We start from the raw sequence: 12,277 nt of genomic DNA, 5'->3' as shown, positions 1-12,277 counted from the left end.
ATCAAATAACCAAAATGACTAAAGGGTTTTCCAGGTAGGCATAATCGTTAAAAGTGGTAAGCAAAGCGGTGATATATCAGTTGATTAGCTGGTTACCGGGAATTAACGCCGCGGGAAACGTATCGGTTTGTGCGGTGCGGGTGCGAAAAAAGCGGTAATCAGGTAGAATTCAGCGGTTTTTTAATGTCTGAGAACCACTATGTCTACCACCTTGTTTAAAGAGTTCCAGTTCGAAGCCGCGCACCATCTACCGAATGTGCCGGCCGGACACAAATGTGGCCGTCTGCACGGTCATTCGTTCCTGGTTCGTCTGGAGATTACCGGCGAAGTGGATGCGCATACCGGCTGGGTTATGGATTTTGCTGAACTGAAGGCGGCGTTTAAGCCCCTCTATAATCGGCTGGATCACTACTATCTGAATGATATTCCTGGCCTGGAAAATCCCACCAGCGAAGTGCTGGCAAAATGGATCTGGGATCAGATGAAGCCAGAACTGCCGCTGTTAAGCGCGGTGATGATCAAAGAAACCTGCACTGCAGGCTGCGTTTACCGCGGCTAAGCCTGTCGGATCGAACCCTTCGATCCGACGCTATTTCCTCTCCGTCCCGCCCTTCACGCTCGTTTCCCCGCGATTAACCACGCAATACGCTTAATCAGGCAATATTCAGGTACTTATGGGTTTGCATCGACAGACGCCAGTTACGTGCAATGCAGGTCTCGATGCAGAGTCGGGTGGCATCATCTTTGCGGCTGATCGGCTGTAACGCGATGATCCGGGCTTTAGTGTCGTCTATTCCTGCCAGCAGCAGATCCAGCGCGTCCACATCACGCTCGCGCGCCACCGGATGCTTGATTTCATCGGCCCGGCTCAGCGCCTGAGGCAGCACATCATAACCGCCGCGCATGTTGACTTTCGGGGAGACGGTCACCCAGGTCTGTTCGGAACAGTGAATCTCGTGCGTTCCGCTGGTCTCAATCTGGCACTGGAAACCGTGCTGTTCCAGCGCAGTCGTTAACGGACGCAGATCGTAAATCGCCGGTTCGCCGCCGGTAATCACCACGTGCCGGGCCGTCCAGCCCTGCTGTGCAATGGCATTCACCAGGGTCGCCGCGTCGGCATCACCCCACGCATCGCTTTCCACTGTCTTGATCAAAATATCGCCCAGCGACGTTTCCCGATCTGTCCGCTTTTCCCAGGTGTGTTTGGTATCGCACCAGCTACAGCCCACCGGGCATCCCTGTAAGCGAATGAAAATGGCAGGCACGCCGGTGTAATAACCTTCGCCCTGCAGTGTCTGGAACATTTCATTGATCGGGTATTGCATTACGGACTCGCTTGAAAAAAACAGGGCGCTGATTATGGCAGATTTGCCGCGCAGCTCAATCACGCGTTGTGCCTTTTATCCGCGCAGGACTAAAGCAAAACGTCGCAAGGGAGGGACGTCAGACAGTTAACAGGCTCAAAACGTGGCTGACAGGGATGCCACTTTTATACCTTTGCGATCGGGCCCTGTCATCTGCGTCTGCACACTGCTCCCAACAAAAAGCCCCGCACAAGGCGGGGCTTCAGAGGCCGATGATGTCACTTAGCGCGACATCAACGCGCGGTCATTACTGACCTTTAACTTCTTTCAGACCGTTGAATGGCGCTTTAGAACCCAGCGCTTCTTCGATGCGGATCAGCTGGTTGTACTTAGCAACACGGTCAGAACGGCTCATTGAACCGGTTTTGATCTGGCCCGCTGCAGTACCTACCGCCAGGTCAGCGATGGTGGCATCTTCGGTTTCGCCTGAACGGTGAGAGATCACGGCAGTGTAGCCCGCGTCTTTCGCCATTTTGATCGCAGCCAGAGTTTCGGTCAGAGAACCGATCTGGTTGAATTTGATCAGAATGGAGTTAGCGATACCTTTATCGATACCTTCTTTCAGGATTTTGGTGTTGGTGACGAACAGATCATCGCCCACCAGCTGGATTTTGTCGCCCAGCACTTTAGTCTGGTAAGCGAAGCCGTCCCAGTCAGATTCGTCCAGGCCATCTTCGATAGAAACGATCGGATACTGTTTAGTCAGATCTTCCAGGAAGTGGGTGAACTCTTCAGAGGTAAACGCTTTACCGCCTTCACCGGCCAGAACATATTTGCCATCTTTGTAGAACTCAGATGCTGCACAGTCCATTGCCAGGGTGATGTCTTTACCCAGCTCATAGCCTGCTGCTTTTACCGCTTCAGCGATAACGGCCAGGGCTTCTGCGTTAGAACCCAGGTTAGGCGCGTAGCCACCTTCGTCACCCACTGCAGTGCTCATGCCTTTGCTTTTCAGCACTTTTGCCAGATTGTGGAAAACTTCAGAACCCATACGGATGGCTTCTTTCAGGTTTGCTGCACCAACCGGCTGAATCATGAATTCCTGGATGTCGACGTTGTTGTCGGCATGCTCGCCGCCGTTGATGATGTTCATCATTGGCAGTGGCATAGAGTATTTGCCTGGGGTGCCGTTCAGTTCAGCGATGTGCTCATACAGCGGCTGACCTTTAGAGGCTGCAGCAGCTTTAGCCGCTGCCAGTGAAACGGCCAGAATGGCGTTAGCACCGAAGTTAGATTTGTTCTCAGTACCGTCCAGGTCGATCATGATCTTATCGATGTTCGCCTGATCTTTCGCGTCTTTGCCTTTTACCGCTTCAGCAATCGGACCGTTTACTGCAGCAACGGCTTTGGTTACGCCTTTGCCCAGGAAACGTGATTTGTCACCGTCACGCAGTTCCAGCGCTTCGCGTGAACCGGTAGAGGCACCTGATGGCGCAGCGGCCAGGCCAACGAAACCGCCTTCCAGATGCACTTCAGCTTCAACAGTCGGGTTACCACGTGAGTCGATAATTTCGCGACCGATGACTTTTACGATTTTGGACATTACGATTTTCCTCAGTACAAGTTAGTCAATCCTAAGACAGGCAACGCGCGAAAAGTTCGCGCGCTGCCTGTGAAACTTACTTCGCTAAACGCTTCTGATGCTCATGCGCGGCTTTAACAAAGCCGGCAAACAACGGATGGCCGTCGCGTGGGGTCGAGGTAAACTCAGGGTGGAACTGGCAAGCCACAAACCACGGATGGTTCGGGAGTTCGATAATCTCAACCAGTTGATCATCACCCGAGCGACCTGCTACGCGCAGACCGGCTGCTTCAATCTGCTTTAACAGCATATTGTTCACTTCATAGCGGTGGCGATGGCGCTCAACGATGGTGTCAGAGCCGTAGAGCTGGCGAACCTGACTGCCCGGCGTTAACTGACACTGCTGGCTGCCCAGACGCATGGTGCCGCCCAGATCGCTCTGCTCGCTGCGGACTTCGACGTTGCCATCTTCGTCACGCCATTCGGTGATTAATGCCACCACCGGATATTTACAGTCTGGCACAAATTCAGTGGAGTTGGCGCCAGGCATGCCAGCGACATTGCGGGCAAACTCCATCAGCGCGACCTGCATACCCAGGCAGATGCCGAGGTAAGGCACGTTGTTTTCACGTGCGTATTGCGCGGTCATCAGCTTGCCTTCCACGCCACGGTAACCGAAGCCACCTGGAATCAGAATCGCATCCAAATCTTTCAGTAATTCGACACCACGTGACTCAACATCCTGCGAATCGATCAGTTTGATGTTCACAGTGACGCGATTTTTCAGGCCGCCATGTTTCAGCGCTTCGATGACTGACTTGTAGGCATCCGGCAGCTCAACATACTTGCCCACCATACCGATGGTGACTTCACCACCCGGATTGGCTTCTTCGTAAATCACCTGCTCCCACTCAGCCAGGTTGGCTTCCGGTGCATTCAGGTTGAAGCGCTTACAGATATAGTCATCCAGGCCCTGCGACTTCAGCATGCCAGGAATCTTGTAGATGGAATCAACGTCTTTCAGCGAAATAACCGCTTTTTCAGGGACGTTACAGAACAGGGCGATTTTGGCACGTTCATTGGCCGGTACGGCACGGTCAGAACGGCAAATCAGCACATCTGGCTGGATACCAATCGACAGCAGCTCTTTTACAGAGTGCTGAGTCGGTTTCGTTTTCACTTCACCTGCCGCCGCCATATAAGGCACCAGCGTCAGGTGCATATACATCGTGTGTTCGCGGCCCACATCAACGGCCATCTGGCGAATCGCTTCCAGGAACGGCAGTGATTCGATATCCCCTACCGTGCCGCCGATTTCAACCAGCACAACATCATGACCTTCACCGCCTTCAATGATGCGTTCTTTGATGGCGTTGGTAATGTGCGGGATAACCTGAATAGTTGCGCCCAGATAGTCGCCACGGCGTTCTTTGCGCAGGACTTCTGAGTAGATACGGCCAGTGGTGAAGTTGTTACGACGCGACATTTTAGTGCGGATGAAGCGTTCGTAGTGACCCAAATCCAGATCGGTTTCAGCGCCGTCATCAGTGACGAAAACTTCACCGTGCTGTGTCGGGCTCATGGTGCCTGGATCCACGTTAATATACGGGTCCAGCTTCATGATGGTCACGTTCAGACCACGCGCTTCGAGAATGGCTGCGAGGGAGGCTGCGGCAATGCCTTTACCCAGAGAGGAAACGACCCCGCCGGTCACAAAAATATAATTCGTTGTCATGCTGAACCTGAGAGTTTAGGTTTAAAGACGGTGGAATAACCAGGACGGGAAAACAGTATACTGGAAACCGCTATCAGCCACAATTGATGAATCACAGCCATCCTCCAACGCATTGCTGCGTCTTAACATAGCGGATAGCTGCCGATGAAATGTTGATGTGCGTCACAAAGTTGCCGCCGCGCTGAATCGAGTAAGCGTAAACGGCGACTTTATGCACAGCGGTGGAATAATCAGCGCTTCTCGTCCTGTTTCACCTGCTGCCAGGCAGCCTCCATTTGCTCCAGTGTGGCGCCCGGCATGCTGAGACCTTGTGCATTGATAATCGCTTCCACTTCACGGAACCGGCGCTCAAACTTGTCATTCGCCTTTTGCAGTGCGGTTTCCGCTTTGCTGCCAAGATGACGCGAGAGGTTAACCGTGGCAAACAGTAGGTCGCCAATCTCCTCTTCCAGCTTCTCGCCATCCACCACGCTCTGCTGCGCCTCGTGCATCACTTCATCAATCTCTTCGTGCACTTTCGCCACCACCGGTCCCAGCGTAGTCCAGTCGAAGCCGACGTTGTGACAGCGCTTCTGAATCTTGTGGGCGCGCATCAATGCGGGCAGCGCTTTGGGGATATCATCCAGCGCGGAATGCTGGGCTTTGTCCGCACGCTCGGCAGTTTTAATCGCTTCCCAGTTTTTCAGCACGTCGCTGCTGGTTTCTGCTGTGGCATCGCCAAAAATATGCGGATGACGTCGCTCCAGCTTGTCGCTAATCGCGTGACAGATATCCTCGAAATTGAAGCGTTCCTGTTCGCTGGCCATCTGCGCATAGAACACCACCTGAAACAGCAGATCGCCCAGTTCGCCGCGCAGGTCGTCAAAATCTTCGCGCTGAATAGCGTCCAGCACTTCGTAAGTCTCTTCCAGGGTATAGGGCGCAATAGTGGCAAAGGTCTGTTCACGATCCCATGGGCAACCATACTGTGGATCGCGCAGCGTTTTCATTATGCCAAGCAGGCGCTCAATAGCGTTCATTCAGGCGGTTCCTTGATGAATCAGGTGATGGGCAACGATCAGAGAAGCAAGGCGTGTAACCCGGCCGGATGTGGTGAACAGCATCCGGCCGGGTTTCAGGGTGCAGAAAACGCCCGCGCAACCTCCTGTTGCCGGTTGCTTCAGAGCCTGACTGAATATCAGTGCAGGCGGCGGGCGTCAATGATATCAGAGACCTGGTTCAGTCGCGCCAGGACACGTCCCAGAACCTGGTGGTTGTAGATCTCAATATCCATATCGATAGTCGCCAGCTGCTTTTTGGTGTCGCTGCGGCTTGAGACGCCCAATACATTCACTTTCTCGTTGGCGAGAATGGTGGTGATGTCGCGCAGTAAGCCGCTGCGATCGTTGGCGGTGACACGCACCACCAGCGAGTAACCGCTGGAGTAGCTTTCGCCCCATACCGCATCGACGATACGTTCCGGCGCGTGCGACGTGAGTTCAGCCAGCTGGTCACAGTCCGCGCGGTGAATCGAGATGCCGCGCCCCTGGGTGATGAAGCCGACAATGTCATCCCCCGGAATCGGCTGGCAGCAGCGGGCGATGTGGTGCATCAGATTGCCTACGCCCTCCACGACCACGCGACCACTCTCTTTGCGCGCAGGCTGAGAGTAGGCTTTCTGAGTCAGCTGGCGCAGCGCTTCGCGATCTTCCTCTTCAGCACTCGGCTTGTTCAGCTTCGCCTGCAGGAAGTTAACCATCTGATTCAGACGAATATCGCCGCCGCCAATCGCCGCCAGCAACTCTTCAAGCGAGGTCACGTTATAGCGCGGCAGCAGCAGTTTTTCCGCTTCGCGCAGGCTGATATCAAGCTGATTCAGTTCGTTATCCAGAATCTGCCGTCCGGCGATAATATTCTTGTCGCGATCCTGCTTGCGGAACCAGTTGTGGATCTTCGAGCGTCCACGGCTGGTGGTAATGTAGCCCAGGTTCGGGTTGAGCCAGTCACGGCTCGGGTTCGGCTGTTTCTGGGTAATCACTTCAACCTGGTCGCCCATCTGCAGCTGGTAGGTGAACGGCACGATGCGGCCACCAATTTTTGCGCCGATGCAGCGGTGACCGATGTCACTGTGAATGTGGTAGGCGAAGTCGAGCGGTGTCGAACCTGCGGGTAGATCCACGACGTCGCCTTTTGGCGTAAAGACGTAGACCCGGTCATCAAAGACCTGGCTACGGACTTCTTCCAGCAACTCGCCGGAGTCAGCCATCTCTTCCTGCCAGCTGATCAGCTTACGCAGCCAGGCAATGCGCTCTTCGTGACCCGCTGCGCCACGCGCGCTGCTGGAGGTGGGGCCCTCTTTGTACTTCCAGTGTGCCGCAACGCCCAGTTCGGCATCTTCGTGCATCTGTCGGGTACGGATCTGGATCTCCACCGTTTTGCCCTGCGGCCCAAGCACGACGGTATGAATCGACTGGTAGCCGTTGGGCTTGGGGTTGGCCACGTAGTCATCGAACTCGCTGGGCAGATGGCGATAAAGCGTATGTACCGTACCCAGTGCGCCGTAGCAATCCTGCAGGCGGTCGGCGACGATACGCACCGCACGCACATCAAACAGCTCATCAAAGGCCAGCGACTTTTTCTGCATCTTGCGCCAGATGCTGTAGATATGTTTCGGACGACCATAAACTTCGGCGCGCACGCCCTCTTTCGCCATCTCTTTGCGCAGGTTGCTGACAAAATTGTCGATGTACTGCTCACGATCAATTCGCCGCTCATGCAGTAGTTTGGCAATGCGCTTGTATTCGTCGGGATGGAGATAGCGGAAGCAATAATCTTCCAGCTCCCATTTGAGCTGACCGATACCCAGACGGTTGGCCAGAGGTGCATAGATGTTGGTGCTCTCTTTGGCCGCCAGCACCCGCTCATCTTCCGGCGCATCTTTCATTTCGCGCAGGTTCATGATGCGTTCGGCCAGCTTCAGCACTACGCAGCGGAAATCTTCCACCATTGCCAGCAGCATGCGGCGGACATTATCCACCTGTTCAGAGGCCATGGAGTCGTTGTGAATCGCTTTCAGCTGGCGAATGGCGTCCATGTCACGCACGCCGTGCACCAGCGAGACAATGCCTTTACCGACGGCGGTTTCCAGCTCTTCTTCACTGACCACTTCATCGTTAGCCAGCGGGAAAATCAGCGCTGCACACAGGCTTTCAATATCCATGCTGAGCATTGAGAGGATTTCCACCATCTCGATACCGCGCCACAGAAGCAGCGACTGATCGGGATGGCCCTGCGTCTGCGCTTCGCAGTAGCGCCAGGTCTCGGCAACGCGTTGACATGATTGCGGGTTGGCAATACCGAGACTGGCGATCCACTGGTCGAGGGCGAAATCTCCCTCGGTATTTAAATGCGCACTTCTGACCGCAACCATAACCTCTCCTGCACAACGACATTCATCGCTTATGTTTTTCTGAACAGCACCATGGATTCGAGATGACGGGTATGAGGAAACATATCCAGCATCGCGACCCTTTCCAATTGGTAGCCTGCTGACAGCAATATCTGGCTGTCGCGGGCGAGTGTTGTGGGATTACACGAAACATAGACCACACGTTCTGGTGCAAGTTTAACCACATGCGCCATTACGCCCGCAGCCCCGGCGCGTGCCGGATCGAGTAATACCTTGTTAAACCCCTGTGTCGCCCACGGCTGGCGCGACACCTCTTCTTCCAGATTATGCTGAAAGAAACTTACATTTTTAAGATTATTCAAATCAGCATTATACGCTGCCTGCCGCACTAATGCTGCAATCCCCTCCACACCAACCACATTTTGTACGAAGATTCCTACAGGAAGTGTGAAGTTTCCCATGCCACAAAACAGATCCAGCACGCGGTCTTCCGGCTGCAAATCCAGCCAGGCGATCGCCTTCGCGACCATCTGCTGATTCACCCCATCATTAACCTGGATAAAATCCTGTGGATTGAAGGTTAGCTTAAGTTGATGAGAGTGATAAAAGGGCATCGATTCACTTAACGCCGTCAGATTTTCATCGCCCGCATCCAAGAACAGCATCAGCTGATGTTTATGCGAAAACTGTTCCAGTTTTTCACGGTCATCTGTATGCAGCGCATCAAGATGGCGCAGAATCATCAGCGGGCCATTGTCCGCCAGCACCAGTTCCACATGCCCGAGACGCCTGACAGCTCGCAGGTCGCTGAGACACTGGTGCAGCGGAACCAGCAATGCCTCAAGTTCGGGCACTAAAACGGGGCAGTGCTGTATATCGACCAGATCGTTGCTGGCTTCCTGCCGGAATCCCATCTGCAATCGCTGCGCTTTATTTTGCCATTGCAGACCCAGACGCGCACGACGGCGGTAACCCCAGGGCTGACCGGCGATCACCTCATCCACCGCGACACTCTGTGAGGCGGCCTGGCTCAGCATCCGGCTCAGTGCCTGCGCTTTGCTCTGCTGTTGCAGTGCCACATCGGCATGCTGCTGCTGGCAACCGCCGCAGCGATCATAGTGCGGGCAGCGCGGTGTCACCCGAGCCGGACTGCGGCTAATCAGCCGTGTCACTTTCGCCCGGGCAAATTGACGTTTATCCTCTGTCAGCACAATCTCAGCCTGTTCACCCGGCAGGGCACCCGCGACAAACAGGGTTTTGCCCTTGTGGCGTGCCACACCTTGTCCAAACGGGTCAAGCTCCTCAATGGTGACGGTAAGGCGTTGTTGCGTCGTCACGCGCTGTTTTGCAACGTAGAATTGCGCCATAGTGTTATTCATTCTCTTTATCGAAAAACGACCTGCATAGCTTTATCGACAGCATGCACAGGGACGTTAATGCCGGAGTAGCCAGGCGACTATTATGACCAAATACAGCCTTCGGGCGCGAATGATGATTTTAATTCTGGCACCCACGCTGATGGTTGGCCTGCTGCTCAGCTCATTTTTTGTGGTGCACCGCTACAATGAGCTACAGCGACAGGTAATCGATGCCGGGGCCAACATCATCGAACCCCTGGCGATTTCCAGCGAATACAGCATGACCTGGCACAATCGTGATGCCATGCGTGAACTGGTCAGCCTGCTGCATCGTCGCCACTCCGCCATTGTTCGGGCGATCTCGGTGTTTGATAACCACAATCAGCTCTATGTCACCTCCAATCACAAGCAAAACCTCAGCCTGTTGCAACAGGATGATATCCGCGGTCTGCCCGACGATGTTTCTATGGAACGTCACGGCAGCATACTGATTCTGCGCACGCCGATTACCACCGAACGTTACGATGTGGATGAATTACCGGATGAAGATGCCAAGCCATCGGGCAATCCGCTGGGCTATGTGGCAATAGAGCTGGATCTGCAGTCAGTGCGTTTACAGCAGTATAAAGAGGTGTTTGTCGCCACGCTGATGCTGCTCTTCTGCCTCTGCCTTGCCATGCTGTTTGCTTACCGTCTGATGCGCGATGTCACCGGCCCGATCCGCAATATGGTCACCACCGTTGACCGCATCCGTCGCGGCCAGCTTGATAGCCGCGTTGAGGGTTACATGCTGGGTGAACTCAGCATTCTGAAAAACGGGATTAACGCGATGGCCATGTCGCTGACTGCCTATCACGAAGAGATGCAGCACAACATCGACCAGGCGACTTACGATCTGCGGGAAACACTGGAACAGCTGGAGATTCAGAACGTTGAGCTGGATCTGGCGAAGAAACGCGCCCAGGAAGCGGCGCGCATCAAATCTGAGTTTCTGGCCAATATGTCCCATGAGCTGCGAACGCCGCTGAATGGCGTGCTGGGCTTTACCCGCCAGATGCTGAAAACCCAGCTGCGCACGACGCAGCGTGACTATATGCAGACCATTGAACGTTCGGCTAATAACCTGCTCAGCATCATCAATGACGTGCTCGATTTCTCGAAGCTGGAAGCGGGCAAGCTGATGCTGGAGGCCATCCCCTTCCCGCTACGCGCCACGCTGGATGAAACCCTGGTGCTGCTGGCGCCGTCAGCACATGACAAAGGGCTGGAGCTGACGGTGGTGTGTGACAGCAGCGTGCCGGACAACGTGATTGGCGATGCGCTGCGCCTGCAACAGATCCTGATCAACCTGATCGGAAACGCCATCAAGTTTACCGAGAAGGGATACATCGGCCTGCGCGTCGGACAGCGGGTGATTACGCAGTCGCGCGTCGAGCTGGAGATTCAGGTTGAGGACAGCGGCATCGGCATCTCTGAGCAGCAACAGACCCAGATGTTTCAGGCGTTTCGTCAGGCTGACGCCAGTATTTCGCGCCGTCATGGCGGTACCGGGCTGGGGCTGGTCATCACCCAGAAACTGGTACGGGAGATGGGCGGCGAAATAACCTTTAGCAGCCAGCCGGATCAAGGCTCTGTGTTTGTCATTCGCGTACAGCTGGATCTTAATCCTAATGCACCCGGCATGCCGCGCGTGCTGGATGCGCTGTCACATGCGCGCATTGCCTACGTGGAACCGGATGCTTATGTTGCCAGCGCAGCGCTGGAGATGCTGAGCGCGACACCGTTGCAGATTGACTACAGCGAAACGCTGGAGGGATTAAAAGCACCTCACTATCCGCTGCTGCTGATGGCGATGCCCGTCGATATCAGCCAGCCCGAACTGCTCAACGAGCGCAGGATTAATGGGCTGCTGGATCGGGCTGACAATGTGCTGATGGCGCTTCCCAGCCCGATGATGTTGCTGGCTGATGAGCTGAAGGCGCGGGGCATTGACGGCTGCATTGCGAAACCAATCTCTCTGACGCGACTCCTGCCGATGTTACTGGATCTCCATACCCGTCAGATGAGTGAACTGCCGCCATCTCCCCGCCTGCCGCTGACGGTGATGGCGGTGGATGATAATCCTGCCAATCTTAAACTGATTGGCGCGCTGCTCGAGGAGCAGGTGCAGAATATCCTGCTGTGCAGCAGCGCTGAACACGCTATTCGCGAGGCTCGTCAGCAGCCGCTGGATGTGATTCTGATGGATATTCAGATGCCTGAGATTGATGGCATTCGCGCCAGCGAAATTATCCGTAGCCTGCCTCAACACGCCAGTACGCCGATTGTAGCAGTGACCGCCCATGCCATTGATGGCGAGCGCGAGCAGTTGATCAAGGCAGGCATGAATGACTACCTTGCGAAGCCAATTGATGAGAGCAAGTTAAGACAGCTGCTGGCGCGCTATACGCCGCCGCCGGTGGTCCCTGTGCCTGAACTGCTGCCAATATTACCCACGCTCGACTGGCAACTGGCGCTGCGACAGGCGGCGAATAAACCCGATCTGGCACGTGATCTGCTGCGGATGCTGCTGGAATTTTTACCGGAAGTGCATGCGAAGATGGCGCAGTTTATGGCGACCAATGAGGTCAACGCCCTGCGTGAGATTATTCACAAGCTGCACGGCAGCGCCAGCTACAGCGGCGTACCGCGCATGAAACAACTCTGCCATCAGCTGGAGCGAGGACTGCTGGAGGCCAGCGACATCGCGGCACTGGAACCGGAGCTGCTGGAGTTGCAGGATGAGATGGAAAACGTCGCCAGAGAAGCCCGTCAGCTGTTAGGAATTGGATAAGGCTGGCGGCAGCTGTCGCCGAACCTGCCACTGTCTCAAATGCTAACCGGCTTGCAGGGCTAACTTACAGCGCGCTG

Annotated in this window: 8 protein-coding genes; 2 read left to right on the top strand and 6 right to left on the bottom strand. The window is 54.9% G+C overall.

What is annotated here, in order from left to right:
- Positions 1-199: 199 nt before the first annotated feature.
- The gene (gene queD, locus KTJ90_RS04130) at positions 200-559 is read left to right on the top strand and encodes a 6-carboxytetrahydropterin synthase QueD (protein ID WP_004571212.1); all 360 of its coding nucleotides are present in this window, start codon (positions 200-202) and stop codon (positions 557-559) included.
- A gap of 94 nt (positions 560-653) precedes the next feature.
- On the opposite strand, the gene queE is transcribed toward queD, so the two are convergent.
- From queE to rlmD, 6 genes are all read right to left on the bottom strand, one after another.
- Positions 654-1,325 carry a 7-carboxy-7-deazaguanine synthase QueE gene (queE, locus tag KTJ90_RS04125; protein WP_033761597.1) on the bottom strand — a complete coding sequence of 224 codons (672 nt, stop codon included), beginning with the start codon at positions 1,323-1,325 and terminating at the stop codon, positions 654-656.
- A gap of 286 nt (positions 1,326-1,611) precedes the next feature.
- Positions 1,612-2,907 carry a phosphopyruvate hydratase gene (eno, locus tag KTJ90_RS04120; RefSeq protein ID WP_008927112.1) on the bottom strand — a complete coding sequence of 432 codons (1,296 nt, stop codon included), beginning with the start codon at positions 2,905-2,907 and terminating at the stop codon, positions 1,612-1,614.
- Positions 2,908-2,983: 76 nt separating this feature from the next.
- Complete coding sequence (pyrG, locus tag KTJ90_RS04115) at positions 2,984-4,621, bottom strand: glutamine hydrolyzing CTP synthase (RefSeq protein WP_003854607.1); 1,638 nt, start codon at positions 4,619-4,621, stop codon at positions 2,984-2,986.
- 230 nt (positions 4,622-4,851) lie between these two features.
- The gene (gene mazG / locus KTJ90_RS04110) at positions 4,852-5,640 is read right to left on the bottom strand and encodes a nucleoside triphosphate pyrophosphohydrolase (protein ID WP_003854610.1); all 789 of its coding nucleotides are present in this window, start codon (positions 5,638-5,640) and stop codon (positions 4,852-4,854) included.
- A gap of 158 nt (positions 5,641-5,798) precedes the next feature.
- A complete protein-coding gene (gene relA, locus KTJ90_RS04105; RefSeq protein ID WP_003854613.1) occupies positions 5,799-8,030 on the bottom strand; it encodes a GTP diphosphokinase in 2,232 nt (743 codons plus the stop codon).
- 29 nt (positions 8,031-8,059) lie between these two features.
- The gene (gene rlmD, locus KTJ90_RS04100) at positions 8,060-9,376 is read right to left on the bottom strand and encodes a 23S rRNA (uracil(1939)-C(5))-methyltransferase RlmD (protein WP_003854615.1); all 1,317 of its coding nucleotides are present in this window, start codon (positions 9,374-9,376) and stop codon (positions 8,060-8,062) included.
- 94 nt (positions 9,377-9,470) lie between these two features.
- Here rlmD and barA point away from each other — a divergent pair, with 94 nt between their 5' ends.
- Positions 9,471-12,200 carry a two-component sensor histidine kinase BarA gene (barA, locus tag KTJ90_RS04095; protein ID WP_008927114.1) on the top strand — a complete coding sequence of 910 codons (2,730 nt, stop codon included), beginning with the start codon at positions 9,471-9,473 and terminating at the stop codon, positions 12,198-12,200.
- The last annotated feature ends 77 nt before the right edge of the window (positions 12,201-12,277 follow it).

It is taken from the genome of Pantoea jilinensis (assembly GCF_019104105.1).
Classification (GTDB): Bacteria; Pseudomonadota; Gammaproteobacteria; order Enterobacterales; family Enterobacteriaceae; genus Pantoea; species Pantoea eucalypti.
Note: the sequence above shows the minus strand (reverse complement) of the source record. Positions and strands in the feature narration are given on the sequence as shown.